General features: G+C 63.6%; 23 protein-coding genes, 1 tRNA gene and 1 pseudogene. 10 read left to right on the top strand and 15 right to left on the bottom strand.

The genetic code is table 11. The features are described from left to right. The 4 genes from QZ634_RS11875 to rng form a co-directional block, all read right to left on the bottom strand. Entirely contained in the window at positions 1–3,309 is a 3,309-nt protein-coding gene (locus tag QZ634_RS11875; RefSeq protein ID WP_291988595.1) for a mechanosensitive ion channel domain-containing protein, read from the bottom strand. Positions 3,310–3,393: 84 nt separating this feature from the next. Further along, the gene (locus tag QZ634_RS11880) at positions 3,394–4,131 is read right to left on the bottom strand and encodes an alanyl-tRNA editing protein (RefSeq protein WP_291988597.1); all 738 of its coding nucleotides are present in this window, start codon (positions 4,129–4,131) and stop codon (positions 3,394–3,396) included. A 441-nt stretch (positions 4,132–4,572) separates the two neighbouring features. After that, positions 4,573–4,649: transfer RNA gene (locus QZ634_RS11885), tRNA-Met, on the bottom strand. 101 nt (positions 4,650–4,750) lie between these two features. Then, entirely contained in the window at positions 4,751–6,205 is a 1,455-nt protein-coding gene (rng, locus tag QZ634_RS11890) for a ribonuclease G (protein WP_291988599.1), read from the bottom strand. Between the two features lie 165 nt (positions 6,206–6,370). On the opposite strand from rng, the gene yegQ reads away from it, so the two are divergent. Further along, a complete protein-coding gene (gene yegQ, locus QZ634_RS11895; protein WP_291988601.1) occupies positions 6,371–7,627 on the top strand; it encodes a tRNA 5-hydroxyuridine modification protein YegQ in 1,257 nt (418 codons plus the stop codon). A gap of 9 nt (positions 7,628–7,636) precedes the next feature. Then, entirely contained in the window at positions 7,637–8,731 is a 1,095-nt protein-coding gene (locus QZ634_RS11900; protein WP_291988603.1) for a hypothetical protein, read from the top strand. Positions 8,732–8,873: 142 nt separating this feature from the next. Here QZ634_RS11900 and QZ634_RS11905 read toward each other — a convergent pair whose 3' ends face one another. Together QZ634_RS11905 and ydiK are read right to left on the bottom strand one after the other, a co-directional pair. Next, entirely contained in the window at positions 8,874–9,479 is a 606-nt protein-coding gene (locus QZ634_RS11905) for a riboflavin synthase (RefSeq protein ID WP_291988605.1), read from the bottom strand. A gap of 134 nt (positions 9,480–9,613) precedes the next feature. Further along, complete coding sequence (ydiK, locus tag QZ634_RS11910) at positions 9,614–10,738, bottom strand: AI-2E family transporter YdiK (RefSeq protein ID WP_291988607.1); 1,125 nt, start codon at positions 10,736–10,738, stop codon at positions 9,614–9,616. A gap of 192 nt (positions 10,739–10,930) precedes the next feature. On the opposite strand from ydiK, the gene QZ634_RS11915 reads away from it, so the two are divergent. The 3 genes from QZ634_RS11915 to QZ634_RS11925 all read left to right on the top strand — a co-directional run bounded on the left by QZ634_RS11915 (position 10,931) and on the right by QZ634_RS11925 (position 13,563). After that, positions 10,931–11,308 (top strand): hypothetical protein, encoded by a 378-nt coding sequence (locus tag QZ634_RS11915; protein ID WP_291988609.1) that lies wholly within the window; start codon positions 10,931–10,933, stop codon positions 11,306–11,308. 162 nt (positions 11,309–11,470) lie between these two features. Beyond that, positions 11,471–12,058 (top strand): TRAP transporter small permease subunit, encoded by a 588-nt coding sequence (locus QZ634_RS11920; RefSeq protein WP_291988610.1) that lies wholly within the window; start codon positions 11,471–11,473, stop codon positions 12,056–12,058. Further along, complete coding sequence (locus tag QZ634_RS11925; RefSeq protein ID WP_291988612.1) at positions 12,058–13,563, top strand: TRAP transporter large permease subunit; 1,506 nt, start codon at positions 12,058–12,060, stop codon at positions 13,561–13,563. The genes QZ634_RS11920 and QZ634_RS11925 overlap by 1 nt, the downstream gene beginning before the upstream one ends. A 148-nt stretch (positions 13,564–13,711) precedes the next feature. Here the strand turns inward: QZ634_RS11925 and QZ634_RS11930 are convergent. After that, a pseudogene (locus QZ634_RS11930) lies at positions 13,712–14,861 on the bottom strand (TRAP transporter substrate-binding protein). Between the two features lie 175 nt (positions 14,862–15,036). Beyond that, complete coding sequence (gene pmbA / locus QZ634_RS11935; protein WP_291988614.1) at positions 15,037–16,410, bottom strand: metalloprotease PmbA; 1,374 nt, start codon at positions 16,408–16,410, stop codon at positions 15,037–15,039. 117 nt (positions 16,411–16,527) lie between these two features. Here pmbA and yjgA point away from each other — a divergent pair, with 117 nt between their 5' ends. Both yjgA and mog read left to right on the top strand, forming a co-directional pair. Beyond that, positions 16,528–17,055 (top strand): ribosome biogenesis factor YjgA, encoded by a 528-nt coding sequence (gene yjgA, locus QZ634_RS11940; RefSeq protein WP_291988616.1) that lies wholly within the window; start codon positions 16,528–16,530, stop codon positions 17,053–17,055. Between the two features lie 2 nt (positions 17,056–17,057). Further along, positions 17,058–17,684, top strand: coding sequence for a molybdopterin adenylyltransferase (gene mog, locus QZ634_RS11945; protein WP_291988618.1), 627 nt, complete (start codon positions 17,058–17,060; stop codon positions 17,682–17,684). A gap of 9 nt (positions 17,685–17,693) precedes the next feature. On the opposite strand, the gene QZ634_RS11950 is transcribed toward mog, so the two are convergent. Next, a complete protein-coding gene (locus QZ634_RS11950; RefSeq protein ID WP_291988620.1) occupies positions 17,694–19,223 on the bottom strand; it encodes a hypothetical protein in 1,530 nt (509 codons plus the stop codon). Between the two features lie 180 nt (positions 19,224–19,403). Here QZ634_RS11950 and QZ634_RS11955 point away from each other — a divergent pair, with 180 nt between their 5' ends. Continuing rightward, positions 19,404–20,225, top strand: coding sequence for a thymidylate synthase (locus tag QZ634_RS11955; RefSeq protein WP_291988622.1), 822 nt, complete (start codon positions 19,404–19,406; stop codon positions 20,223–20,225). Positions 20,226–20,321: 96 nt separating this feature from the next. Further along, positions 20,322–20,837, top strand: coding sequence for a dihydrofolate reductase (locus tag QZ634_RS11960; protein ID WP_291988624.1), 516 nt, complete (start codon positions 20,322–20,324; stop codon positions 20,835–20,837). Positions 20,838–20,843: 6 nt separating this feature from the next. Here the strand turns inward: QZ634_RS11960 and QZ634_RS11965 are convergent, their stop codons facing one another. Next, positions 20,844–21,839 (bottom strand): M23 family metallopeptidase, encoded by a 996-nt coding sequence (locus QZ634_RS11965; protein WP_291988625.1) that lies wholly within the window; start codon positions 21,837–21,839, stop codon positions 20,844–20,846. 25 nt (positions 21,840–21,864) lie between these two features. On the opposite strand from QZ634_RS11965, the gene QZ634_RS11970 reads away from it, so the two are divergent. Continuing rightward, on the top strand, positions 21,865–22,299 hold the full coding sequence (locus QZ634_RS11970; RefSeq protein WP_291988627.1) for a DciA family protein: 435 nt from the start codon (positions 21,865–21,867) through the stop codon (positions 22,297–22,299). Here QZ634_RS11970 and QZ634_RS11975 read toward each other — a convergent pair. The 5 genes from QZ634_RS11975 to QZ634_RS11995 form a co-directional block, all read right to left on the bottom strand. Further along, positions 22,286–22,474 carry a hypothetical protein gene (locus QZ634_RS11975; RefSeq protein ID WP_291988629.1) on the bottom strand — a complete coding sequence of 63 codons (189 nt, stop codon included), beginning with the start codon at positions 22,472–22,474 and terminating at the stop codon, positions 22,286–22,288. The genes QZ634_RS11970 and QZ634_RS11975 overlap by 14 nt on opposite strands. Positions 22,475–22,478: 4 nt before the next feature. Then, positions 22,479–23,408, bottom strand: coding sequence for a UDP-3-O-acyl-N-acetylglucosamine deacetylase (gene lpxC / locus QZ634_RS11980; RefSeq protein WP_291988631.1), 930 nt, complete (start codon positions 23,406–23,408; stop codon positions 22,479–22,481). A gap of 97 nt (positions 23,409–23,505) precedes the next feature. Continuing rightward, positions 23,506–24,681, bottom strand: a complete 1,176-nt coding sequence (gene ftsZ / locus QZ634_RS11985) for a cell division protein FtsZ (protein WP_043568393.1) — start codon at positions 24,679–24,681, stop codon at positions 23,506–23,508. A gap of 72 nt (positions 24,682–24,753) precedes the next feature. Beyond that, complete coding sequence (gene ftsA / locus QZ634_RS11990) at positions 24,754–25,983, bottom strand: cell division protein FtsA (RefSeq protein ID WP_043568391.1); 1,230 nt, start codon at positions 25,981–25,983, stop codon at positions 24,754–24,756. Next, positions 25,980–26,711 carry a cell division protein FtsQ/DivIB gene (locus QZ634_RS11995; RefSeq protein WP_291988633.1) on the bottom strand — a complete coding sequence of 244 codons (732 nt, stop codon included), beginning with the start codon at positions 26,709–26,711 and terminating at the stop codon, positions 25,980–25,982. Before QZ634_RS11995 ends, ftsA begins: the two co-directional genes overlap by 4 nt. Positions 26,712–26,715: the final 4 nt, after the last annotated feature.

Genomic DNA, 26,715 nt, shown 5'->3' on the forward strand with positions numbered 1-26,715 from the left:
CTACGGCGTGTCAGGTGCTGACGGTGGCGTCTTCATGAGAATTTCGAGCGGCGAATCGGTGCTCAGATGCACATCGCGTTGCGGATACGACATCGTGATTCCGCGTTCGCGAAACGCCTTGTCGATGGCCATGTGCAGTTCGTGCGTGACGATGCTCCGGTAGAGGACCAGGCGCGTGAACACGCGCAACTCGAACTCCAGGCTGCTTTCGCCAAAACGCAGAAACAGCGCGGCAGGCGCCGGTTCGTCGCAGACGCTTTCATTGCTGCCCGCCACCTCCATGAGGGTGTCGACGACCTGCTCGGTGTCGCTGCCGTACTCGACGCCCAGGGGGACGATCAAGCGCGTGATGGGGTCGGACAGCGTCCAGTTGATGCAGTCTTGGGTAATGAAGGTCTTGTTGGGAATGAGCAGTTCCTTGCGATCCCAGTCGCTGATCGTCGTCGCGCGGATATGGATGCGCGTCACCGTCCCGGTATGCCCGGCGATGGTCACAATGTCGCCGACGCGAAACGGCCGCTCGAAGAGAATGACGATGCCGGAAACGAAGTTGGCGACGATTTCCTGCAAGCCGAAGCCCAGACCCACGCCGAGCGCCGCGATCAGCCACTGCAGCTTGCTCCAGTCGATGCCGAGAAGATTCGACGCGGCGATCAGGCTGACGAGGACGATCAGATAGTTCAAAAGCATGGTTATGGCGTAGCCGGTGCCGGGCGCCAGATTGAAGCGGCTGAGGACCGCCACCTCGAGCGCACCCGGCAAATTCCTGATGGCGACGATGGCGATGGTGAAAACGGTGGCGGCGACAATCAGGCTCCACAGGGTCACCACCTGCGGCGCCAGCGTGCCGTCGCCGGAGCCCATCCGCCAGAGCACGATCTCGTCGAGCGTGCGAACGGCGGGCAGAAGACCTTGCCAGATGGACGCCATGCCGAAAGCAACGCCAATCAGGACGATCAGGCGGAGCAGTGCGCGGCTTTGTCGGCTGATCGTCCGACGGTCGATTTCGTAGCCTTGCACGTCTTCGGGAATCGCGTCAGCCGCGCGTTGCGCGGCATGGCGATCGACGCTTCGTGCGCTCGATTCGGAGTCCGCCTCGCTTGCCCGGGCCAGCATGAGGCGTCGCTCGAAGACGGCAAAGGCACGCTCGAGCGTGGCGTGAACGAGCGTCGCCATGGTGACCAGCAGGATCGATTGCATGGTCAGGCGCAGCAACTGTGAAGCGCTGTAGTGATAGCCGAGCAAGGACAGCACGATCATCGCCAGGGCGATGGCCATCAGTGCCGGATACCACAGGTAGACGATATACCAGAGCCAGTTGTCGCCGTCGGTCTCGGCGAGGCTGAGGCGCGACAGGCGCCACAGCCGGGAAGCGATCCAGGCAATCGCAACACACAGAAGGATCAGGGAAATTCGTCCCAGACCATCACGAATCTCGGGAGCCGCATGGACCGAAACCAGGACCATGACGATGGTGATGGGCACGAAGAGCAGCATCAGCCGCCGCGTGTTGCGACGCAACAGCGTCAGCGTCGACCGGCTCCAGGAGAAATGCACGGCGGCCACGCCGTTCGAGCGAACCAGTTGCAGGATGAACTCCATGAACAGGATCAGCACAGCGCTGGTCGTCAGCGCCGTCTCCAGACTGCGCGCAAAGCCCGTATGGCTGCGGACCAGATAGGCCAGGCCGAAAAGCAGCAGCCCGGGTGGCAGCGCGAGCACCGCGGTAATCGCGAAAGCTTCCAGCGTCAGCGACAGATCGTCGGATTGCACGTTGCCGATGCGCGACGCCATGCGCTGCAAACGCTGCTTCAGCCAGCCGCGGCTGGCGATGGCAAGGAGCAGCAACGCCAGCCCGGCCAGGAATCCGGGCAGGCGGCTGTCCAGGTTTCTGGCTACGGCCTCACGCACATCCCGCCAGTGCGCCGGTTCCGAGAGCCAGGCCACCGATTCGGCGGCCGCGCGCAGTGTCTGCGCACCCATCGGTTGCGCGCTGGGAATCCAGAACAGATGGCTCTCGAGCGCATCGCGCCAGGTATGCGAGCGCTCGGAGAAGTACTTGAGCTGAGTGAGCAGCGCCGACAGTTCGTCGGCGTAGCGCGCCTGCTCGTTTTTCAGGCGGGTAATCAGGCTGCGCCGCTGTTCGAGGAGCGTATCGACCGCGCTGCCCCAGTCGTGTGCAGTGCCACGCAACAGCTTTTCCAACGCGGCCTTGCTCGGCAGGTCGTAAGGCGGACGCTTCTCCTCGAGTTGGAAGAGTGCGATCCGGCTGGTCTCCAGCTCGCGCTCCGCCGCCGCCCTGGCGCTATCGATATTGATGGCGTCCGAAGCCTTGTCCCTTTCCTGGCGCAAGGCGATACCAAAGGCGGCCGAGGGATCGATCTGATTGAGATTGAGCAGACGATCGAGGGTCTCCAGCTTGCTGTTCAGCAGCGAGACGTCGCCGCGCAGGCGAGCACTTTCGGCCTCCGCCTGCTGTCTCCTGGCGAGGATTTCATCGACTGACCGGGCAAGGCGAATGTTGTCCTCGGCGAAACGCCGCAGATCCTCGGGTGCCGCGCCAAGCGACTGCAGGTACGCCTCGAGCCGGCTGACCAGCGCGCTGACGCCGGCTTTGCTGACCCGACTCAGCAGTGCCTGCAGGGCGGCGATGTAGTCGGTCGTGCTGACCAGCTGCTCGGCGAGCAGGTCCGCTTCGGCTTCCATCAGCGCCAGGCGAGCGGGTCGGCTGGCCAGGCGCTGGCTGAGCGCCTCGATGCGGGCCAGGGCGAGACGTTTGGCGGCGGCGCGGGCGGCGGCCTCGGCCTCCTCGGCGGGCTCGGAAGTGCCGACTGCGCGCGCGGCGTCGACGTTGTCCACACCCTCCTGCGCCGTACTCAGCAGTTGTTTGAGCGCCAGCGCCCGCTCTGACTGCACGCTGGATTGCACCCGGGCGAGTTTCGTGCGCAGGATCGCTTCCGCACCCACCGCTTCCAGAAGCGCCTGCTCGACCACGCCCGGCGCCTGCTTTTCGAAGTCCTTGCCGACTTTCGGAGCCTGGTAGGCTTGCTGTTCGGCGCGCAGTCGCTGCCGCTCGCGAGGCAGGTCAAGGAGGGCCTGAGTGTAGGCGCGCGCCTCGTCTTCGAAGCGCTCGGCGGCCTCGATGCGCGAGATGGACAGCCGATACAGGGCGGTGATCTCCGCTTTCTGTGCGGTGCTGAGACTGCCCGACTGTTCGACCGACGCCAGCCGCTGGCGCAGGTCGGCAATACCGGGCAGCGGTGCTTCCTGGGCGCCGACCAGCGACACGCAAAGCAGAACGACGATCATGACGGCGCTGCGGACAACTGCCGCCAGAGGCGTCACCCGGAAAGAAGCAGGCGTTCCCTGTCCGCGTAACGCCGTGGACACCGGTCAGCTCGTGCTATCGACCAGCGGCGCAAAGCCGAGCACGACGCGGCGAGTCAGCGCCGATTTCTTCTCGATCCTGGTGACGATCACCGCGCCGACTTCGCTGGTGTTGGCAACATGGGTGCCGCCACAGGGTTGCAGGTCGACGCCTTCGATGTCGAGCACGCGCACCCGCCCCTGACCGCGCGGTGGTTTGACGCTCATGCTGCGCACCAGCCCGGGGTTGGCGTCGAGTTCTGCTTCCGTGATCCAGCGATGGCGAACCGGGTGGGCCTCGTCGACCAGGCGCGCAAGGCCGGCGGTCAGCGCCTGTTTGTCGAGCGGCTCGGTCATGTGGAAGTCCAGGCGCGCGTAATCGGCAGTGATCGAACAGCCGTCGACCAGGTGCGGGACCAGCGCGCAAAGCAGGTGCGTGGCAGTATGAAAGCGCATGTGATGCTGCCGGCGCAGCCTGTCGATCTGCGCAGTGACCTCCATCCCAACCCCGCAGTGGGCGAGCATCGCCTCCTGCCCGGCAGCCGGAAGATGCAGGACCTCGCCCGGCCGCACGCCCTTGCGGGTATCGAAAATCTCCAGCTCGCTCCCGTCAGCCAGGATCAGCAGCCCCCGGTCGGCAGCCTGACCGCCGCCGACCGGATAGAAGACGGTGCGATCGAGCTGCACCCCGCGCTCGTCGACCTGCGTGACACGCGCCTTACAGGCGGTGAGGGTGGCATCTTCGCGAAACAACTCTGCGGTCATCGGCGGTCCTGGCAAGGAACATCTCGCCCGCCGCACGATCCCTGCGGGCGATCAAGGCAAGCTGAGGATAACGAGTGTATACCGCTACGCGGCAGCCGGGAAGCAAAAGCCCCTCGCGTCACTTCGGCTAAATGCCTGAATCCATTGGGCGTGATGGGTGGAACTGACGCACCGACCCGCGAGTGCACGTCATTGCGGGGAGGCTGCGCCTCCTCGCAATGACGGCGTGGATGCTTGATGCGCGCACGGCAGGGAAACCGCGCCGCGTAAGCAGGGAAGACCCGAGTTTGCCGCGCTCGGCCCAAGGCTCATCACCGCAGGCGAAGACCGTTCCCCTTGCCCCGATTGGCACGGCACCCCGAGAACGCGGCACAGAAAGGCCCCCGGAAGCCGGACGGCAAAAAGCCCCGGCTTTTGACCGGGGCAAATTGCTTGGATCTTTGGTGGTGATGGGTGGAATTGAACCACCGACCTATGGGTTATGAATCCATCGCTCTAACCGACTGAGCTACATCACCTCAGGGCGGCCGATTATAGGACCCCCGCCTGCCTGTGGTCAAGCCGAGCGACGTCGATTGTCGCGGTCGTCGTGCGCCGCCTGGCGAACGGCGGGAGCCACTCACATCAGCACGATGTCGTATTGCTCCTGCGTATAGCTGGGCTCGGCCTGCAGCGAAATTGGCTTGCCGATGAAATCGGAGAGCAGCGCCAGACCTTGCGACTCTTCGTCAAGAAAGCGGTCGATGACCGCCTGATTGCCGAGCACGCGGTATTCGCGCGCGTCGAACTGGCGCGCTTCGCGCAGCAGCTCGCGGAGAATCTCGTAGCACACGGTACGTGCCGTTCTCACTTCACCCCGCCCCTCGCAGGTCGGGCACGCTTCGCAGAGCACGTGGGCGAGCGATTCGCGCGTCCGCTTGCGCGTCATTTCGACCAGCCCCAGGGCGGTAAAGCCGTTGACCGTCAGGCGCGTATGGTCGCGCGCCAGCGCCTTGTTGAACTCGCTGAGGACCGCGCTGCGGTGCTCTTCGTTCTCCATGTCGATGAAGTCGACAATGATGATGCCGCCGAGGTTGCGCAGGCGCAGCTGGCGGGCGATGGTCTGCGCCGCCTCGAGATTGGTCTTGAAGATGGTGTCGTCGAAGTTGCGCACGCCGACGAAACCGCCGGTATTGACGTCGATGGTGGTCATCGCCTCGGTCTGATCGATGATCAGGTAGCCGCCCGACTTGAGATCGACGCGGCGGGCGAGTGCTTTCTGAATTTGGTCTTCGACGCCGTGCAGGTCGAACAGCGGTCTCTGCCCGGTGTAGTGCTCGAGCATGGGCGCGACGGTCGGCGTGTACTCGCCGGCAAACGCGGTCAGGCGCTGGAAGTTCTCGCGCGAGTCGATGACGATGGCGGATGTTTCGGGGTTGACGAAGTCGCGCAGCACGCGCTGCGCCAGTGACAGTTCCTGATAGAGCAGGGCGGGCGGCGCGGCGGTGGTCGACTGCAGCTTGATATCGCGCCAGATCTTGCGCAGGTACTCGATGTCCTTGGCCAGCTCGGCTTCGCTGGCGCTCTCGGCCATGGTGCGCACGATGAAGCCGCCGGGTTCGTCGTCGGGCACCAGGCGCGACAGCTTTTCACGCAGCGCTTCACGTTCGGCCTCCTTCTCGATGCGCTGCGAGATGCCGATATGCTTGTCCTGCGGCAGATAGACGAGCATCCGCCCGGCGATCGATACCTGCGTGGACAGACGCGCTCCCTTGCTGCCCATGGGGTCCTTGATGACCTGCACGAGGATGTTCTGGCCTTCGAAGAGCAGGCGCTCGATCGGCCGCAGCGGTTCGTCGTTCGCGCGCGGCTCGCGGATATCGGCGACATGCAGGAAAGCCGTCCGGTCGAGGCCGATTTCGATGAACGCCGACTGCATTCCCGGCAGGATGCGCACGATGCGCCCGACGTAGACGTTGCCGACGAAGCCACGACTGGCGCAGCGTTCGATGTGCAGTTCCTGAACGGCGCCCTGGTACATGACGGCGACGCGCGTCTCCTGCGGGGTGAAATTGATCAGGATCTCTTCGGACATGGACGGGTGCTCGGGGAAATGGGGAAAGAAATGAGGTTAGAATCGCGACTCGCCGCATTCTACCCTTAGTCCCCTGTCACGCCCCTCTCCCGGACTCCCGCCATCTCTGCCTCGCTCCCTGCCTCCGCTTCTCCCGAGTTGCTCGCGCCTGCCGGTTCGCCGACGATGCTGCGCACCGCCTTCGCCTACGGCGCAGATGCCGTCTATGCGGGCCAGCCGCGCTACAGCCTGCGCGTGCGCAACAACGCCTTCGGCGACCTCGACGCGCTGGCCGGTGCGATCGGCGACGCCCATGGCGCCGGCAGAAAGCTGTACGTGGTCAGCAACGTCCTGCCGCACAACCGCAAGGTGCGCAGCTACCTGGCCGACATGGCGCCGGTCGTGGCGCTCGAACCCGACGCGCTGATCATGGCCGACCCGGGACTGATCGACATGGTCCGCGAGACCTGGCCGGACATGCCGGTGCATCTCTCGGTGCAGGCCAATACGGTCAACTTTGCCGCCGTGCGTTTCTGGCGCAAGCTCGGGATCAAGCGCATCATCCTGTCGCGCGAACTGTCGCTCGACGAAGTCGCCGAGATCCGCCAGGAATGTCCGGAGATGGAGCTCGAAGTCTTCGTCCATGGCGCGCTGTGCATTGCCTACTCCGGCCGCTGCCTGCTTTCCGGCTACTTCAACCATCGCGACCCCAACCAGGGCACGTGCACCAACTCGTGCCGCTGGGACTACAAAGTCAAGCCGGCCGACGGCGAGGCGGGCAATGCGTTGGGCGGCGCCTGCCAGTCCGGGGGCGCTGGCGTCGGTGGCGGTGAGTGGCTGCTCGAGGAGAAGGAACGTCCCGGCAAGCTGATGCCGATCGACGAGGACGAGCACGGCACCTACATCATGAACTCGAAGGATCTGCGCGCCGTCGAGCACGTCCGGCGCCTGACCGAAATCGGCGTCGATTCGCTGAAGATCGAGGGGCGCACCAAATCGCCGTACTACGTCGCGCGCACCACACAGGTCTACCGCCGCGCCATCGACGACGCCGTGGCCGGCCGCCCTTTCGACCCCCGCCTGCTCGGCGAACTCGACGGCCTCGCCAACCGCGGCTACACCGACGGCTTCTACCAGCGCCACCACGAACACGAGAGGCAGAACTACCTGCGTGGCCACTCGGAATCGGGGCGCAGCCTCTACGTCGGCGACGTGATCGAGTGGAACGCGACGCGCTCGCTGGCGCTGATCGATATCAAGAACCGCATTTCGGTCGGCGACCGGCTGGAGATCATCCATCCGTCGGGCAATCGCGTCATCGCGCTCGAGCGCATGGAGAATCTCGCTGGTGCCGAGATCCGCGTCGCGCCGGGCAACGGCCATAAGGTGTGGATCCCGCTGCCGGCCGAGTTGCCGGGCGCCATGCTGGCGCGCTTCGTCTGACTGGCGCCGATGGGGCGACCCGCACACCTCTTCGTCGACATCTCGGCGCACGGTTTCGGCCATCTGGCCCAGGTGGCGCCGGTCCTCGCGGTCTTGACCGCTCGTCTGCCCGAACTGCGCCTGACCATACGCAGCGGCCTGCCCACTGACCGACTGCAATCCCGGATAGGCGCTGATTTCACGCACCTGCAGGCGAGCAGCGACTTCGGCTACGTGATGCACGACGCCGTCAGCCTCGACCTCGCGGCGACGGCTCAGGCCTACCGCCGCCAGCACGCCGACTGGGATGAGCGGGTCGACGGCGACGCCCTACTGTTGCACGGACTGCAACCGGACCTGGTGTTCAGCGACGTCGCCTACCTGCCACTGGCCGGCGCTGCGCGCGCCGGCATCCCGGCAATCGCCCTATGTTCGTTGAACTGGGCCGAGCTCTTTGCCTACTTCTTCGCCCAGGACGCCTGGGCGGCGACGATTCAGCGCCAGATGCTCGACGCCTACAACAGCGCCAAATCCTTCCTGCGCGTAACTCCGGGAATGGCCATGGCCGACCTGCCAAGGCTGCGCGCCATCGGCCCGATTGCCGCACTGGGCGAGGATTGCCGGCAGGCACTGCGCGCGCAGATCGGCTGTCGCAGCGACGAGCGGCTGGTGCTGATCGCCTTCGGCGGCTTCGACAAGCAGCTGCCCATCGATGCCTGGCCCGCCATCCCCGGCGTCCGCTGGCTGGTTCCGCAAGCCTGGCAGGTCAAGCATCCGGGAGCCACCGCTTTCGAGCCCCTGGGTCGCCCGGTCGCCGATCTCCTGCGCGCGGCTGACGCGGTGCTCGGCAAACCCGGCTACGGCACCTTCGCCGAAGCCGCCTGTAACGACACGCCACTGCTCTATCTGCGCCGTGAAGACTGGCCGGAGCAGGATTTCCTCATCGACTGGCTGCAGGTGCACGGACGCTGCCGGGAAGTGAGCGCGGCTGACCTGCTCTCCGGTCGGCTGCGGCCGGTGCTGGAAAGCGTGTGGAGTCAGGTCGCTCCGCCGACGCCGCAGCCGTCAGGCGCTGACGAAGCGGCAGCAGCGCTGTTGCCGTGGCTGACGAGGGTCGGCGAGTAGCTTCAGGGCGGCTGAACGGTTCATTGCCCCCTCAAACTCCAGTAGCGTTTCACGCAATAGGGAACGTCAGATGGTCTTCCGTGATGCGCCCCGGGGTCCTGGGAAAGTCGCCAGACCACGACCAAGCGACGAAGCCGCGCCCTCACCGCTCCGCATCGGCGTTCAGCAGACGCTCGCAATAACGGGCAATCAGGTCGATTTCGAGGTTCACCCGGCTACCCGGCTGCAGGCCGCCCAGGGTGGTCGCGGCGAGCGTGTGTGGAATCAGGTTGATCGTGAACGTGGCGCCGGCAACCGCGTTGGTCGTCAGGCTGACGCCGTCGACGGTGATCGACCCCTTGCGGGCGATGTACCTGGCGAGTTCCGCCGGAGCGCGGATTTCGAGCAGCCGGTTGTCGCCGACCGCGTCGAAACGCAGCACCTCGCCGATGCCATCGACGTGGCCCGAGACGAGATGCCCACCGAGGCGATCGGCGAGGCGCAGCGCCTTCTCCAGGTTGACCGGGCCGGGCGCGGCGAGGCCCACGGTGCACGTCAGCGATTCCGGGGAGACGTCGACAAAGAAGCACTGGCCCTGCTGGTCGACCACGGTCAGGCAGACGCCATTACAGGCGATCGAGTCACCCCGAGCAACGTCATCGAGGTCGAGCTTGCCGGCGTCGACGGTCAGGCGAACGGTCGCTGCGCCATCGTCACGGGGGGTGATCGCGGTGATTTGGCCAACAGCGGCGATGATTCCTGAAAACATGGCAGGGATCCGGCGAACGGGTGATGAAAAGGACGCCGGATTCTAGCACGGCGCCTCCTTACACCGGTCTCGTCCGGCCCGCTGCGACGCGGCGACCCTGGGCCTTCGCCGACTGACAGCCGGGTCAGCGGGGGTCAGCCGGCAGGTGGCTGGCCTTTCCTCTCTGTCCGCGGCGATTCGGCGATGCTCGCCGACGCCGCCTCGGCAATGACCGGAGCATCGTCCAGCCACGCTTCGAGCAGGGTATAGGTAACCGCCAGAACCACCGGACCGACGAAAATACCGACCAGACCGAAAGCCAGCAAGCCGCCGATGACGCCGGCGAGAATGAGCAGCAGGGGCAGGTCGGCGCCTTGCTTGATGAGCAGCGGACGCAGGAAATTGTCCATGGTCCCGACGATCACCGTCCACACCAGCAGGAAGGTTCCCCAGCCGGTATCGCCGCTCCAGTACAACCAGACGACGGCGGGCGCCAGCAAGAGCGTCGGTCCGAGTTGCGCAATGCAGAGCATGAACATCAAGGCGGTCAGCACGGGGGCAAAAGGCACGCCGGCGATGGCCAGGCCGATACCGCCGAGTACCGACTGCACGAAAGCGGTAATGCCGACGCCAAGGGCCACGGCACGCACGGCTTGCCCGGCCAGAACGACGGCGCCTTCACCGCGTTCACCGGCCAGGCGGCGCCCGAAACGGCGCACTTCGTCAGCCGCCCGTTCGCCGGAGGAATAGAGAACCGCCGACAGCGCAACGGTCAACAAGAACTGCACGAAAACCAGCCCGAAACTGCCGACTTCCCTGGCGAACCACTTGGTCAGATTTCCCGCATAGGGGGCGATCTTGGCCGTGAGTTCCGAGGTTCCGACAACCGCCAGCTGCATCCACGCCTGGTCAAGCCGGTGCCCGACCAGCGGCAGGCTGGCCACCCAATCGGGCGGCGGCGGCACCTCGAAGCTGGCAGCAAGCCTCCCCCAGCTGACGATCTGCGGGGCATTCTCGACGAGCGTGGCGATGGCCAGCGACAAGGGAACGACGAGCACCAGCAGGACCAGCAGGGTCATGAACATCACCGCCGGGGCACGCCGATTGCCGAGGTGCCGCTGTATGCGCAGCATTACCGGCCAGGTGGCAACGACGACCATCGTCGCCCAGATCAGCGCCGGCAGAAACGGCCTCAGAATCCAGCCGGAAGCGGCAATCAGCACGCCGATGAAAAGGACGGCCAGGGTTGTTCGGGCGACTTCGGTTCTGTTGGTATTCATCGTTCCCTTGTCCGGATCGTGTTTTCGCGGGGAAGCTCCTGCTCCGCCCGGGTGCGGGCTTCGGCATGCGCATCCCAGGCGTGACGGGCAGTCTGACTGGGCATGGTAGCTCAATTCAGGGCGCCCGGCGTGAGCGGGTGGCAGCGCTGAAGGCACACGCGCACCACAAATACACCCCTGCTGTGCGTACCGATGGACGCGATCATTGCCGTTGCGAGGAGGGTCGTCAAAATCGAACAGGGTTGGGATCGCTTGCGGGCAGCGACCTTCGCCTATGCCTCGACCGCCTTCCCGACGCTTGCCGGCACGCTGATCGCGCGAGCTCGCTGCTTTCCTCAATTCGATGCTGAACGGCAGCAACATGACTCGGATGCGCGAGGCGACCAGTCGATCGACGTCGTCGCGCGTGCGGCCGGCCTCCGGGTGAGACCCACCGACCGCCTGCGCCGGCCAGACACGCCCACGGCTGCCGCCAGCGCCTGCCTGGAGCGTTCTTCTAAACGCCTGATCGGCAAGGCGTTTTTCCATCTCGACGGCATGGTTTCCTATCGCACAATGGATATTGCATAGCTGAAAGATGTGCCATAATCGGCCCGCCTTCTTGCCACCACGCTTGCCGTGTGTTGGTTTTTCGGTGCCGTGGCCGAGCCATACTGCCCAAGAAAGAGGAAACTGGCCGGCGACCAAATGTGAGACGACCGCGTAACCAGCTGTCAAAGGAGGATTTATCCCGTGAATGGTTTACTCAAGCTATCGAGGCTGATCGATCGCCTCACCGAGCTAGTCGGCAGGAGCGTCATCTGGCTGGTCCTGATCGTCACTCTGATCGGCGCCGGCAACGCGGTCATGCGCTACACCATCGACTACAGTTCCAACGCCTTTCTCGAGATTCAGTGGTACCTGTTCTCGGCGATCTTCCTGTTTTGCGCCGGTTACACGCTGATGCGCAACGAACATGTGCGTATTGACCTCGTCGCCGGTCGTTTCTCCCGGCGCGGCCAGGCGATGATCGACATCTTCGGCATCATCTTCTTCCTGATGCCGATGGCCATCGCCATCATGTACATGTCGTGGCCGATCTTTATCCTCGCCTACGAAACCAACGAGCAGTCGAGCAACGCCGGCGGCCTCACCGTCTGGCCGGTTCGCCTGATGGTCCCTATCGGCTTTTTCCTGCTGGTGATTCAGGGCTTTTCGGAACTGATCAAGCGCATTGGCTTCGTGCAGGGCCTGTGCCCGGATCCCGGCGCGAGGTCGCACACGCCGACGTCTGAAGAAGAACTCGCGCTGGCCATCAAGGCGAAGCAGGGAGAACTCTGATGACCGAATTCCTGATCAACAACATGGCTCCGATCATCTTTGCTTCGATGGTCCTCTTCCTGCTCGTCGGCTTTCCGGTCGCCTTCGCGCTCGCCGCCAACGGCATCTTCTTCGGCCTGATCGGCATCGAACTCGGCCTGCTCGGCCCGCAACTTTTCCAGGCGCTGCCGGACCGTATTTTCGGCATCATGAACAACGACACGCTGCTGGCCATTCCCTTCTTTACCTTCATGGGTCTGATTCTCGAACGATCAGGCATGGCCGAAGACCTGCTCGACACCATCGGCCAGTTGTTCGGCCCGATGCGTGGCGGCCTGGCGCTGGCCGTCATCTTCGTCGGAGCGCTGCTCGCGGCGACCACCGGTGTCGTTGCCGCTTCGGTGATCTCCATGGGACTGATCTCGCTACCGATCATGCTGCGCTACGGCTACAACACAAAGCTCGCCACCGGCGTCATCGCCGCGTCGGGAACGCTGGCACAGATCCTGCCGCCATCGCTGGTGCTGATCATCATGGCTGATCAGCTGGGCAAGTCGGTCGGCGACATGTACAAGGGCGCCTTTCTGCCGGCCATCGTGCTGACCACCTTCTACGTCGGCTACGTACTGATGGTGGCCGTTTTCAAGCCCAAATGGGTACCGGCGCTGCCCGCCGAAGCGCGGACGCTGCACGGCAGCAAGCTGCTGCTGCGCGTGCTGACGACGATGGTGCCCCCGCTGATGCTGATCTTCCTGGTCCTCGGCACCATCTTCATGGGCATCGCAACGCCGACCGAAGGCGGCGCCATGGGCGCCACTGGTGCGCTGATCATGGCCCTGGCGCGCAAGCGCCTGACCCTGAGCCTGCTCAAGCAGGCGATGGACACGACGGCCAAACTGACGACTTTCGTGGTCTTCATTCTGGTTGGCGCACGCGTCTTCTCGCTCACCTTCTACGGCGTCGACGGGCATCGCTGGGTCGAACATCTGCTCACCGGACTGCCGGGCGGTGAAGTCGGCTTCCTGATCGTGGTCAACATCCTGATCTTCCTGCTCGCTTTCTTCCTCGACTTCTTCGAACTCTCGTTCATCGTCGTGCCGCTGCTCGGCCCGGTCGCCGAATCGCTGGGAATCGATCTGATCTGGTTCGGGATCCTGCTGGCGGTGAACATGCAGACCTCGTTCATGCATCCGCCTTTCGGCTTTGCGCTTTTCTACCTGCGCTCCGTGGCGCCGGCGTCGGTCAAGACCACCGACATTTACTGGGGTGCGATTCCCTTTGTCTGCATCCAGATCGTCATGGTCGGCGTGCTGATCGCGTTCCCGCAACTGGTCACCTTTGGCCTCGACAAGGAGGTCAAGGTGGATCTCGACACAGTCGAGATCGAAGTCCAGGGCTCGTCCTACGGCGGTGGCGGAGCGTACGGGTCGCCACCCGAAGGCGCGCAGGGCGAGCAGCCCAAGCCGGGTGCAGCGGCAACCGATGCCATCCTCGACATGGTCAAGGAGAGCAAGGAAAAGCAATAGTCGGCACGCTGCTGTCGTCGAGCGGGAAACTTCCGCGCGACGGCAGCAGGAGTGCAGGAGTGCAGAACCCGAAAAGGAAACGGAGGCCATTGGCCTCCGTTTCCTTTCATCCCCAGCACGGCCGACCAGCAGCCGGCGGAAAAGCGTTCTAGCGCTTGGTGCCCATGTAGCTCGAGTAGGCGCCTTCGGCAATGCCGAACCAGAGGTTCTCGTCGGCCTGGAACTTGGAGTAGTCGTCGTAGACTTTCTTGAAGCCGGGGTTCGTCTTGGACGTCTCGGCATAGAGTTCCATGGCCGCCTTGTACGCGGCGTCCATGATCGCTTTCGGATACTGCCGCAGCTGCGTCCCGGAGCCCAACCAGTTGCTTCAAGGCGATCGGGTTCTTGGCGTCGTACTTGGCCATCATATCGACATGCGCGTCGGCACAGGCCATGTGCAGGATGGCCTTGTACTCTTTCGGCAGCTCGGCGTACTTGGCGCTATTCACATAAACCGACAACTGCGGCCCACCCTCCCACCAGCCCGGATAGTAGTAGTACTTGGCGACCTTGTTGAACCCCAGCTTCTGATCGTCGTAGGGGCCAATCCATTCCGCGGCGTCGATCGTACCCTTTTCCAGGGAGGGGTAGATATCGCCACCCGGAATCTGCTGCGGCACGGCGCCCAGCTTGCTCAGCACCTCGCCGGCAAAACCACCGATGCGGATCTTCAGACCATGCATATCGGCAACTGTCTTGACTTCCTTGCGGAACCAACCGCCCATTTGCGCGCCGGTGTTGCCACAGGGAATCGGAACGATATTGGACTTCCCGTACAGTTCGTTCATCAGTTTGGTGCCGTTGCCGTAGCGCATCCAGGCGTCGAGCTGGCGATTGTTCATCCCGAAAGGAATGGCACAGTCGAAAGCATAGGTCGGATCCTTGCCGAAGAAGTAGTACGACGCGGTGTGCGCCATTTCGACGGTGTTGTCCTTGACGGCGTCGAACACGGCCGGCCCGGGGACGATCTCGCCACCGGCGAACACCTGAATCTGGAACTTGCCGCCGGTTGCTTCGGCGACCCGCTGAGCCATGAATTCGGCACCGCCGTAGATGGTGTCCAGGCTCTTCGGAAAGCTTGACGCCAAGCGCCAGCGAATCACCTCGCCGGACACAGCCGGCGCTGGCGTTGCAGCGGGTGCAGCGGAACTTGCAGCCGGCGCTGCGGCTGGCTTTGGCTCCTCTTTCTTACCACATGCCACTAGCCCCAACGCGGCTGCCCCTACCCCTGCCTTTGCAAGAAAATTTCGTCGTTCCACAATTTGTCTCCTGTTTAGGGTTTTATTCCAACGAGTTGCCCGCCGATTATAGCCAAAGGCGTCCGGCATGGAATACGGATTTTCCGAACCTGCAAGAGAAGAGAAAGCCGCACGAGGACACAGGCAGTGCACCGCCCCGAAGTGCTCCTGCCCACAACGATGACCGGACAGGAACTCAGGCGCCGGCCACCTTCATCTGCTCCACGAGCAGCGAACCGACCTGCTTCGAGCCGCGCACCAGAACATCGTTCCCGACGCCGGCAATGTTTCTGAACATGTCGCGAAGGTTGCCGGCGATGGTGATCTCTTCAACCGGATGGACGATCTCGCCGCCCTCGACCCAGAAGCCGGCGGCGCCGCGCGAATAGTCGCCGGTCACGTAGTTGACGCCGTGACCGAGGAGTTCGGTGACCAGCAGGCCGCGCCCCATCTTCTTGAGCAGGCCAGCCAGATTCCGCTTGCCCGGGTGCACGATGACGTTGTGGCAGCCGCCGGCATTGCCGGTGGTCTGCATGGCCAGCTTGCGCGCCGTGTAGGCGCTCAGAAAATAGCCCTGCAACCTGCCGTCAACAATGACTTCACGATCGTGCGTGGCCACGCCGTCGCTGTCGAAATATCCGCTCGCCAGGCCACGCGCCAGATGTGGTCGCTCGCTGATCTGTATTTTTCTGGCGAAGACGCGCTTGCCCAGGCTATCGACCAGGAAGGACGTCTTGCGGTACAGGCTGCCGCCGCTGACCGCGTGAACGAAGTTGCCGATCAGCGATGAGGCAAGCGGTGCCTCGAAGACCACCGGCACCTTGCAGGTCTTGATCTTGCGTGCACCGAGCCGCGCCAGGGCGCGTTGCGCGGCGCGCTCGCCGATCAGTTCCGGCGAACCGATCGCCTGTGCATCGCGGGCAATCGAGTACCAGTCGTCGCGCTGCATGTTCTCGTCCTTGCCAGCGATCATCGAACACGACAGGTAATGCCGCGAAGTCGGGTAGCCGCCCATGAAACCCAGGCTGTTGGCAGACACGAAATGCCCTTCCTGACTCGATACCGACGCGCCTTCCGAATTACTCACCCGCGGGTCGACTGCGAAGGCTGCACGTTCGCAGCGCTGGGCGAGGTCGACGGCGGCTTCGACCGAGAGCAGCCAGGGGTGATAGAGATCGAGATCCGGCAAGCACTGGCTGTCGATGGCCAGGAGGCCAGCATCGGGCAAGCCGGCGCAGGGGTCGGCCGCGGTGAAGCGGGCGATATTCAACGCCGCCTCGACCGTTTCGCGCAAGGCCGTCGACGAAAAATCCGAGGTACTCGCCTGGCCTTTTCGCTGGCCAAGATAGACGGCAACGGCAATCGCCTTGTCGCGGTTGTACTCGATGGTTTCGACCTCGCCGCGACGAACGGTCACCGACTGGCCAAAGCCGTCGGAGACATCGACCTCGCAAGCGCTTGCGCCGCCCTTTTCGGCATGCGCAAGAACGTCACGCGCCAATTGCTGCAGAGTTTCGAAACCATGGCTGAAGCGTGATTGGTGAACGGCGGAGGCGGCTGGACGGGACATGGGGCGGTGGCCAAAGGCAAAAGTCGCTATCATAGCAGCTCCGCGCAGGGCGTCCCTTGCGGCGTCTGTGCACGCGGCCATCCCCACCTGCCATCATGAAAGGCCTCCCTGCTGCCGATGATTCCCCCCGAAGAAGAAGCAAGCCCACCGTCAAAAACGCAGCGCAAGCGGGCCATGGAGGAACTGCAGGCCCTCGGCGAGGAACTGGTGGAGCTGGCGCCCGATCGGCTCAAGAAGATCAACCTCCCGGAGGATCTGCGCACGGCCGTCCGCGCGGCACAGCGCATGACCCGACACGACGAGGCACGACGTCGGCAGCTGCAATACATCGGCCGGGTGATGCGCGATATCGACGACCCGGAACCGATCCGCCACTCGCTGGCCGCGCTGCGCGGCGATTCGGCCGAGGAAACGGGAAAGCTGCACCGCATCGAGCGCCTGCGGACGGCCTTGCTGGCCGACGAAAGCGTGCTCTACGGAATTGCCGAGGATTACCCGGCGGTGGATCTGCAGCATCTGCGTTCGCTACGCCGCGCCGCCTTGAACGAGCAGGAGCAGGGAAAGCCTCCACGCAATTACCGCGCCATTTTCCAGTTTCTCAAGGAACTTGAAGGCGGCGGGAACATGGCGCTTCGCGTGGAATGAGCATGACCAACGATGACGAGCTGCTGATCGGGCTGCTGTCGATCAGCGACCGCGCCGCGCAGGGCGTCTATGCCGACCAGGGAATCCCGGCGCTTGAAGAATGGTTCGGCCGGGCGCTGGCCAGCCCGTGGCGAACGACAACGCGGCTGATCCTCGACGACCAGACGCGCATCGAAGAAACGCTCAGGGAGCTGGTTGATGAGGTCGGCTGCAATCTGGTGCTGACCACCGGCGGCACCGGTCCAGCGCCGCGCGACGTCACGCCGGAAGCCACTCTGGCCGTCGCCGACAAGGTGATGCCCGGCTTCGGTGAGGAAATGCGCCGGATCAGCCTGAACTTCGTGCCGACGGCGATTCTGTCGCGTCAGCTTGCGGTAGTGCGCGGCAAGGCGCTGATCCTCAATCTGCCCGGGCAACCAAAGTCGATCCGGGAAACCCTTGAGGGAGTGAAGGCGGCCGACGGCACGGTACTGGTGAACGGCATTTTCGCGGCCGTGCCATACTGCATCGATCTGCTTGGTGGCCCGTACGTCGAAACGGTCGAGCAGGTGGTCAAGGCTTTCCGACCGAAGTCGGCGCTCCGACGGCCACCCGAAGCGGGCACCGGGGAGCGGCCTGACCGGCCTTGATGGCCATCCTTACGTGGTTGCTTGCTCGCGAAAACAGCCAATCTCGTACTCGGCCCCGGCTTCCTCGAGCTCCATCGGAATCAGCTCCCGGCGCTTGCCCTGATGGCTGAATTCCAGCGTCTCCCGAACGTTGAAGCCAGCCAGTGGCAAGACGATACGCAGGATGCCGGCTTCACCTCGATCCTGTAACCAGATTCCCGGAATGGCCACCGCTGCCGAAAAACCGCGGCGCCGTGGCCGCAGCTCAATGCTCAGCGCCTGCCTGGAGAGCACCTGCACGCCCAGGCTGGCGCCGTCGGTATCGCGCCGGGTAAAGCGTCTGGCGACCCCCAACATCCAGTTGTCGCCGCCCTCCGGCTGGACAGCCAGCAGTGCGCCGATGTTGATGCGCCCGCTTGCCACCTCGCGGACCTGCGCACGAAAGCCTCCGAGACTGACATTCTCGACCACCCAGTTGTCCATCCCCACTTCGTTGCCAGGACGCGGAGCGGCTCCCGAGAAAAGCGAATAGCTGTCATCGAAGCCAAAGAGCACGAGCATTCGCGTCTTGACCGCATGCCGCGTATGGCGGCGCTGGGGCGGGCACTTTGCCCAATAGAGATGGAGATGGCGCAGTACCGGTAACAGAGCGCGTTGCGCGTACTCACCGCCAAGGTTGAGGTCACTTGGAATCTCACCCCGTTCAACCCGATGCAGCAGCTCTTCAAGCGCCGGCAGTGCCGTCCCCGGAGAGAAGAAGCGCAGGCCGGGTCGGCCAACGCCGGGGTGACGGGCCAATCGGAGCGGTGTCGTTCCGGCTGCCGCATCGACCCAATAGACGCTGTCCGGCCGACAATCAGGCAGGAGGACAAAGTGCGGCAGGAAATGGGCGATCAGGCGGTCAGCCAGCTCGATCTGCACGGGCATCAAGCTATCCATCGAGGATGCATAGAAGGCGATGGCGTGCAGGTATTGCTGGGCCACGGTGCACAGCCCTTTCCTGGCCGGATAGAGCGGCACTGCCTTCTGTGCGTTGCCAGCGCCTTCGGCCACCAGATAGGTCTCGCCGAGAGACCTCCAGAGATCTTCGTCAGCGGAGCCGTAGCGAAACGCCAACCACTTCAGCTGATTGCAGCGGGCCGCTTGCGAGCGCACGAGCGCCAGCGGCACAGAGGCCTTGAAAGCGTCGCTGCCTTTGCTCTTTGGCGCAAGCCGGGCACGCTCGACGCAGTCTCTGTAAAGCGTCGCGACCTGGCCCCAATAGCGATAGCTCCGCGTCCACAAGCGCTCTTCTTCAAGTTTCGTCAGGCGCGCGGCGAGCAGGTAATCGCGTGCCACGCGCAGCAGGTGCCGTTGCGCCGCCTCGTCGAGCTGGCGCAGTACGTCGAAGAATTCGTCAACGCGGAAGTTCTCGACATGCTGAAGCGAATCAAACCAGCCGCTTACTTCGTCGACGGCCTTTGCCGGCTTGTCGGCATGCAGCTCGGCAACAATTCGCTTCAGCTCCTTGCTGTCAGCCAGCGGATGATCGGAACGTTTCGCAAAGAAATTGAACATCATTGGACGTGAAGCCTCGTCGCAGACGACTGCGGTTGAACCGCGAATTGTAAACCAGGACGCGCTCCAACGGCTGCCGGATGCGGCCCGGGCACTGAGAAAGCGGGAGCTGGCGAGCCCTCGGACAGCGAAGGGCTGTCGATTACTCTACAATTCGGCCTGAATCAACCACGGGCCCAAAGCATGCAGCAGTATCTCCACCTGATGCGCCATGTTCTCGAACATGGCACGGTCAAGGCAGACCGCACCGGCACCGGTACGCGCTCGGTATTCGGCTGGCAGATGCGCTTCGACCTCAGCGCCGGGTTCCCGGCGCTGACCACCAAGAAACTGCACCTGCCGTCGATCATCCACGAGTTGCTCTGGTTCCTGCAAGGTGACACCAACGTCCGCTATCTGCGCGAGAACGGTGTCCGCATCTGGGACGAATGGGCCGACCACAATGGCGATCTTGGCCCGGTCTATGGGCATCAGTGGCGTCACTGGCAAACGCCGGACGGACGCGAAATCGACCAGATCGCCCAACTCGTCGAGAATCTGAAAAACAACCCCGACTCGCGCCGACACCTGGTCAGCGCCTGGAATCCCGCCGACGTCGAACGTATGGCGCTACCGCCTTGCCACGCCTTTTTCCAGTTCTACGTCGCGCCCGCCGGGCCATCAGACAGCGATCGCCGTGCGAAGCTTTCCTGTCAGCTCTACCAGCGCAGCGCGGACATCTTCCTTGGCGTGCCGTTCAACATTGCCTCGTACGCGCTGCTCACCCTGATGCTGGCTCAGGTTTGCGGTTACCAGCCGGGCGAGTTTGTGCATAGCTTCGGCGACGCGCATCTCTACAGCAATCACTTTGAGCAGGCGCGGCTGCAACTGAACCGCCCGCCGCGCGCCCTGCCGACGATGCGCTTGAACCCCGAGGTAAACGATTTGTTCGCTTTCCGTTTTCAGGACTTCAGCCTCGAAGGCTACGATCCGCACCCGCACATCGCGGCGCCAGTCGCCATCTGATCCGATGTATAACGGCAAGCGCTACTCGCTCAGCCACGTCTTCCCCGCCGATTCCGGCTGCCGAGCGAGCGGCAATCGCTTGCGGAAACGCGGCGAGTGATCGCGCTGATTGCTGCCGTTGCCAGAAACGGCGCCATTGGCCGGCAGCAGAAATTGCTTTGGCACCTACCCGAAGACATGAAGCACTTTCGCCAGACAACCCGCGAAAAGACCGTGATCATGGGCAGGAATACCTGGGAATCGCTGCCAGCAGCGTTTCGGCCATTGCCGGATCGGCACAATATCGTCGTCAGCCGCAACCCTGCTTACCAGGCCAGCGGTGCAACACTGGCAGGCTCGATCGACGAGGCGCTCCGCCTTGCGGGAAATGTCGGCGAGGTATTCGTCATCGGTGGCGCCGACCTCTACCGACAGACGCTGGCGCTGGCAAGTCGGCTGTACCTGACCGAAGTCGCCGAGGACTGCGCGGGAGACAGCTATTTCCCGGAGGTTCCGTCTGCCGAGTGGCGCGAGGTCTCGCGTCGCCCGGGCAGGGACTGTACCGACGACTCATCCGGCGGCGAGAGGGTGGGTGGCCCTTCCTTCGACTTCGTCGTCTACGAACGGCGTTAACGCGGCCTAACGCAATCGCGGCCCGCTCTGACGACTACCCAGCAGGCCGCCCTGGGCCAGCAGCGATAGTGGCTGACTGTGCCGGAAAAAGCGCTCCGGGTCCTGGGCAACCCCCTTGAAGCGTACCTCGAAATGCAGATGTGGCCCGGTCGACCGACCGGTATTGCCACTGGCGCCGATCGCTTCACGCGGACGGACGATCTGGCCCGCTTTGACGTCAATCCGCGCCAGGTGAGCATAACGCGAGGTCAAGTCGTTGCCGTGATCGATGTCGATCAGATTGCCATAGTCGGGGTGATACTCGGCGGCCAGAACGACACCGCCGGCGGAAGCCACAACGCTGGTCCCCGGTTCGGCGACGAAGTCGATACCCTCATGCCTGGCACGTACACGGGCGATCGGGTCGCGGCGATTTCCGAAACCGGAGCCCGTTTGCGCATCCTCGATCGGCCGCAGGGTAGGCAAGAGACTGTTCCTGATGCGCAACTCAAGGAGTTGCGACTCGAGCGCCGTCAAGCTATCGCTCCTCTGTTCGAGGATCCCTTCCAGACGCTCGAGAGCGTCGCGAAGCTCGGGCTCGGAGGGTGACGAGAGGTCGAGCAGCAAGGGGCCGCCCTGTCCGCCCCTGCCTCTGCTCGTGCCGTTCTGCTCGCCCGCTGACCCCAGGGCGACGCCGGCCAGCTTTGAAACACGCTCCCCTTGCGAATCAAGGCGCAGTAGCTGCGCCTGCATCTCGCCAAGTTTGACGGCCATGGCATTGAGGCTGCCGCGCGCAAAGTCCTGCGCATCCGGGCTGTTCTCTTGCGACGCCGCAGCAGCGGCGTTGTCGGTGACGACGTGAGCGGGCGCCAATACAGGCAGGTGCAGCCCCAAGGACGCGAAGAGCAAGGCGGCTGCGGACACCAGCGCCACGAAGCCCAATACCAGCAGCGTCGCCAGGCGCGGGGTAATGGTCAAGGTCTTGGCGGTTGCCAGACGGTTGGAGACGAGAATAAGATGCATGCGTTGCCTCTCCCAGAAACTGCCGATGACGGACTCACTGCACAACTATCTTGAAGGCGCCGACGGTGCTGGCAAGGTCTTGGCACATGCCAGACTCCTGGCCAGACTCGGCGGGCTATTTCAAGAGATCGCGCCACCACATCTGGGCCAGGCGAGCAGCCTGGCCAATTACAAGTCGGGGATTGTACTTATCCACGCCAGCAGCGGCGCAGTCGCAACCAAGCTACGCCAGATGGCACCGACGCTGGTCGACGAATTATTGAAGCGGGGGGTCGAGTGTAGGGGGCTGCAGGTCAAAGTGCAAGCCCGAGCCCGCGCCGCGGCGCCCCACGCCCCAGCGCCAAGGCCGCTCAGCATCAGGGCCAGCGAGCAGTTGAGTGCGCTCAGCGGATCGCTACCGGTGTCGCCCCTGCGCTCGGCACTCGAGCAGTTGTTGGCGCGCTCTGCTAGAGAGGAATGACCGCCACACGCTCGAGGATCAGCAGCGCGAAAACCAGCAGGGCGACGATCAGCGAGTAGCGAAAGAGGCGCCAGGCGAAGTGCAGGTAGCGCGGGTCTCGGGTAAACAGGAAGATCACCACCCCGCCGGCAACGGCAATCACCGTCAGAACCGCCAGCAGGCGCAGCAACCACACCGGCTCAGACCGCCGGCAACGCCAGCCAGCGGGACAGCGACTGTGGAGCCAGGTCGCGGTCTTCGAAACTGACGTATTCCCAGGCTTCTGGACTGTCCAGCAGTCGCCGAGCCAGCGCGTTATTGAGGGCGTGCCCCGACTTGTGGGCGACAAACGAAGCGAGTAGCGGGCTCCCGAGCAGGTACAGGTCGCCGATGGCGTCGAGAACTTTATGTTTGACGAACTCGTCGCTGTAGCGCAAACCCTCGGCATTCAGCACGCGGTACTCGTCAAGCACAACGGCGTTATCGAGCCCTCCGCCTTGCGCAAGGCCGTTCTCGCGCAACCACTCCACTTCCTGCATGAAACCGAAGGTTCGCGCCCGCGCCACTTCGCGAGCGTAGGAGTTTTCAGCAAAATCGATGCTCACCGACTGACCCGTGCGGTCAATCGCCGGATGATTGAAGCCAATCGAGAAGCTCAGGCGAAAACCGTCATAAGGTTCGAAGCGCGCCCACTTCTCCCCGGACTGGTCGCTCTCGCGAACCTCGATCGGACGTGTCACGCGGATGAATTTCTTGGCGACGGGTTGCTCCTCGATCCCGGCGGACTGGATCAGAAAAACAAACGGCGACGCAGAGCCGTCGAGAATCGGCACTTCGGCGGCATCCAGATCGACAAAGGCGTTGTCGATGCCGAGGCCGGCGAATGCCGACATCAGGTGTTCAATGGTACCCACCTTGGCACCGTCGACTTCCAGGCACGAGCACATGCGCGTGTCACCGACGAGCAACGCCGATGCCGGCAAGTCGACGACCGGATCGAGATCGAGGCGCCGAAAAACGATTCCCGTCGCGGGCGCAGCCGGCCGCAGGCACATATTTACCTTGACGCCGGAATGGAGACCGACGCCAGCGGCGCGGATCACGGACTTGAGTGTTCGCTGCTTTAGCATCTGCGTGCAAAAACCGGTGGAATCGACGCATTTTAGCACAGTCTGAACTGCCCTGAAACGCGCCGATCCCGGCAGAGGAGTTAGCACATGGCCGGCTTCAGTCGGCCTGTTTCCTGAGAAACGCCGGAATATCCCAGCGGTCGACACCGCTATTGGCCAGCGCTTCGACGGTCGCGCTACGCCCTTTGCGAAATACCGCCGGCGTCTGATCCAGGCTCGAGTAATCGATGCTCTGCCCGTTTGCAAAACGGCCGTCGGTGCCGGTCGCCTGTGTCGCCGATGTGTTGATCACTTCAAAGCTCTGCCTTTTCGCCTGCGCCTGACCGAGGCCGGTAGCGACCACCGTCACGCGAATTTCCTCGTCGATGCTTTCGTCGTAGACCGCACCGAAGATAATGTGCGCGTCGTCGGCGGCAAAGGCGCGGACGGTGTTCATGACTTCGTTGACTTCCTTCATCTTCAACGAACGCGTCGCGGTGATATTGACCAGCACGCCCTTCGCCCCGGAAAGGTTGACCCCCTCGAGCAACGGTGAGGCGACCGCCCGTTCGGCGGCAATCCGCGCCCGGTCGACACCGGCGGCACTGGCCGAGCCCATCATCGCCATCCCCATTTCTCCCATGACCGTGCGCACGTCCTCGAAGTCGACGTTCACCAGGCCAGGGAAATTGATGATCTCGGCGATCCCGCCAACCGCATTGCGCAAGACGTTGTCCGCCGCCTTGAAGGCATCGTCCATAGACACGTCGTCGCCAAGAACGTCCATCAGGCGGTCATTGAGAATGACGATCAGCGAATCGACGTGCTTCTGCAGTTCGGCGATACCGGCTTCGGCGATCTTCAGACGCTTGCCCTCGAAGCCGAACGGCTTGGTCACCACGGCGACGGTCAGGACGCCGAGTTCGCGTGCCACCTCGGCGACGATCGGCGCGGCACCGGTACCCGTGCCGCCGCCCATGCCGGCGGTGATGAAGACCATGTGCGCACCGGCCAGCGACTCGGCGATGGCCGCGCGCTCTTCCTCGGCAGCGCTACGCCCTGCCTCCGGTTTTGCACCGGCGCCAAGACCCGTCTTGCCAAGCTGCAGGCGCTGCAGGGCAACGCTGCGGCCGAGCGCCTGCGAGTCGGTATTGGCGGCAATGAAATCGACGCCATTGACGCCTTCGCGGATCATGTGATCGACGGCGTTACCACCGGCGCCACCGATACCGATGACCTTGATCACCGTATCTCGGTGACCACCCTGTTCTTCTTTGTCGATGATTTCAAACATTGTCGTCTCCTCTGCAAAAAGCTTGGTTGCTGCTGAAAGTGGGTAATGGCCTGACACCTGACACTGCCGGGGTCAGAAGTTCTTTTCGAACCACGAGCGCATGCGCCCGAAAACCTGTTTGACGTCTCTCGTTTCACGCACCTTCAAGCCACGCTTGCGCTGCGTCTGCGCCTCGAGCAGAAGGCCGCAGGCAGTCGCAAAGCGCGGGCTCTGGACGACGTCGGCGAGCGCTCCCTGATACTTGGGGATACCCAGGCGTACCGGCATGTGAAAGATCTCTTCGCCGAGCTCGATCATTCCCGGCATCACCGAGGCACCGCCGGTGAGCACGATCCCTGACGAGAGAACGTCCTCGAATCCCGAGCGGCGCAGCTCGGCCTGGATCAGCTCGAAGAGCTCTTCGACGCGCGGCTGGATGACGTCCGCCAGGGCGCGGCGCGACAACTTCCGCGACGGCCGGTCGTCGACGCCAATGACCTCAAGCGCGTCTTCCGGGTCGGCGAGGTCGGCCAGCGCGCACCCGTAACGGCGCTTGATGTCTTCGGCCTCGCGCGTTGGCGTGCGCAAAGCCATGGCGATGTCATTGGTTATCTGGTCGCCGGCGATGGGGATCACCGAGGTATGGCGAATCGCGCCTTGCGTCCACACGGCCAGATCGGTGGTGCCGCCACCGATGTCGATCAGACAGATGCCGAGGTCCTTTTCATCCTCGGAAAGCACTGCGCAACTCGAAGCCAGAGGCTGCAGAACGAGATCGTTGACTTCCAGCCCGCAGCGACGAACACACTTGATGATGTTCTGCGCCGCCGAGACTGCGCCGGTAACGATGTGCACCTTGACCTCGAGGCGAAAGCCGCTCATCCCGATCGGTTCGCGGATGCCATCCTGATCGTCGATGATGAACTCCTGGGTCAGGATGTGCAGGATCTCCTGATCGGCGGGGATGGGCATGGCGCGCGCCGTTTCGATCACCCGCTCGACGTCCATCGGAGTGACTTCGCGGTCCTTGATGGCCACCATTCCATTCGAATTGAAGCTGCGGATATGGCTGCCGGCAATCCCGGTATAGACGTCGCGAACCTTGCAATCGGCCATCAGTTCGACCTCCTGCAGGACGCGCGAAATGGTCGCCACGGTCTCCTCGATGTTGACCACCACTCCCTTCTTGAGCCCTCGCGATTCCTGCTGACCCATGCCAATCACGTTTACTCGCCCTTCCGGAGTGAGTTCGGCGACCAGCGCCACGATCTTCGACGTGCCGATGTCGAGTCCGACGATCAGATCTTTGCTATCCCTGCTCATTTCTTTCCTTTGACTTCGTGACCCGCACTGGCTGGGAAGCGCAGTGCAAAGCCGTTGGGATACCGCATGTCCACCGCCAACGGCCGCCCATGGCGGGTATCCGACAGCGTCGGGTAGTAGTCGACGAAACGCTGCAGACGCATCCGAATCGGCGCCTTCGCCTGCTCGCGACCGAGCTCAACCAACATCCCGTCCTCCAGTTCCAGCGCCCAGGCCAGACGCGGCGACAGGGCCACCTGTACCGGTTGCTGACCGATCGGCCGCAGGACCCGTGCAAACTCCTCGTGCCGGCGCAGCACATCGCCCGCCGATCCGCTCGGTCCGCTGAGCCGCGGCAGGCGCTGTCCTTCGGGCAACGATGCGGCAAAGACCTCGCCGAAGATATTGACCAGCTCGCCACGTCCCTCGCCCCAATGCGCCACCGCCTGCTGCTCTTCGATCCTGACGTCGATACGCGCCGGCCACTTCCGCCACACTTCGGCATGCCGCACCCAGGGCAATTGTTCGAGCGCCAGGCGCAACGCTTCCAGATTGACCGTCAGGAAACTGCCACGCAGCAGATCCTCCAGCGATTGCTCGACGTCGCTGCGCTGAACCGACTGCAACTCGTGGGTCACCCGCACCTCGTTGAGCGGAATCAGCCGCATGCGCGGCGCACCCCAGATCACCGCCGCAACCAGCAAAGCCGCACCGGCGGCCAGCAAGAGCAGATCTGCAACAGCGGTCATCAAT

The sequence above is a fragment of the Candidatus Accumulibacter sp. ACC007 genome, from assembly GCF_907163205.1.
Lineage (GTDB): Bacteria > Pseudomonadota > Gammaproteobacteria > Burkholderiales > Rhodocyclaceae > Accumulibacter > Accumulibacter regalis.

What these genes read in the sequence shown, in the direction of transcription:
- QZ634_RS11875 (WP_291988595.1), bottom strand. Translation starts at nt 3,309, where the DNA reads ATGATCGTCGTTCTGCTTTGCGTGTCGCTGGTCGGCGCCCAGGAAGCA.
- rng (WP_291988599.1), bottom strand. Translation starts at nt 6,205, where the DNA reads ATGTCCGAAGAGATCCTGATCAATTTCACCCCGCAGGAGACGCGCGTC.
- pmbA (WP_291988614.1), bottom strand. Translation starts at nt 16,410, where the DNA reads ATGTCCCGTCCAGCCGCCTCCGCCGTTCACCAATCACGCTTCAGCCAT.
- QZ634_RS11955 (WP_291988622.1), top strand. Translation starts at nt 19,404, where the DNA reads ATGCAGCAGTATCTCCACCTGATGCGCCATGTTCTCGAACATGGCACG.
- QZ634_RS11950 (WP_291988620.1), bottom strand. Translation starts at nt 19,223, where the DNA reads ATGATGTTCAATTTCTTTGCGAAACGTTCCGATCATCCGCTGGCTGAC.
- QZ634_RS11995 (WP_291988633.1), bottom strand. Translation starts at nt 26,711, where the DNA reads ATGACCGCTGTTGCAGATCTGCTCTTGCTGGCCGCCGGTGCGGCTTTG.
- QZ634_RS11915 (WP_291988609.1), top strand. Translation starts at nt 10,931, where the DNA reads ATGGACGCGATCATTGCCGTTGCGAGGAGGGTCGTCAAAATCGAACAG.
- yegQ (WP_291988601.1), top strand. Translation starts at nt 6,371, where the DNA reads ATGCTGCGCACCGCCTTCGCCTACGGCGCAGATGCCGTCTATGCGGGC.
- QZ634_RS11965 (WP_291988625.1), bottom strand. Translation starts at nt 21,839, where the DNA reads ATGCATCTTATTCTCGTCTCCAACCGTCTGGCAACCGCCAAGACCTTG.
- QZ634_RS11925 (WP_291988612.1), top strand. Translation starts at nt 12,058, where the DNA reads ATGACCGAATTCCTGATCAACAACATGGCTCCGATCATCTTTGCTTCG.
- ftsA (WP_043568391.1), bottom strand. Translation starts at nt 25,983, where the DNA reads ATGAGCAGGGATAGCAAAGATCTGATCGTCGGACTCGACATCGGCACG.
- QZ634_RS11970 (WP_291988627.1), top strand. Translation starts at nt 21,865, where the DNA reads ATGACGGACTCACTGCACAACTATCTTGAAGGCGCCGACGGTGCTGGC.
- mog (WP_291988618.1), top strand. Translation starts at nt 17,058, where the DNA reads ATGACCAACGATGACGAGCTGCTGATCGGGCTGCTGTCGATCAGCGAC.
- QZ634_RS11880 (WP_291988597.1), bottom strand. Translation starts at nt 4,131, where the DNA reads ATGACCGCAGAGTTGTTTCGCGAAGATGCCACCCTCACCGCCTGTAAG.
- QZ634_RS11900 (WP_291988603.1), top strand. Translation starts at nt 7,637, where the DNA reads ATGGGGCGACCCGCACACCTCTTCGTCGACATCTCGGCGCACGGTTTC.
- lpxC (WP_291988631.1), bottom strand. Translation starts at nt 23,408, where the DNA reads ATGCTAAAGCAGCGAACACTCAAGTCCGTGATCCGCGCCGCTGGCGTC.
- QZ634_RS11905 (WP_291988605.1), bottom strand. Translation starts at nt 9,479, where the DNA reads ATGTTTTCAGGAATCATCGCCGCTGTTGGCCAAATCACCGCGATCACC.
- ydiK (WP_291988607.1), bottom strand. Translation starts at nt 10,738, where the DNA reads ATGAATACCAACAGAACCGAAGTCGCCCGAACAACCCTGGCCGTCCTT.
- ftsZ (WP_043568393.1), bottom strand. Translation starts at nt 24,681, where the DNA reads ATGTTTGAAATCATCGACAAAGAAGAACAGGGTGGTCACCGAGATACG.
- yjgA (WP_291988616.1), top strand. Translation starts at nt 16,528, where the DNA reads ATGATTCCCCCCGAAGAAGAAGCAAGCCCACCGTCAAAAACGCAGCGC.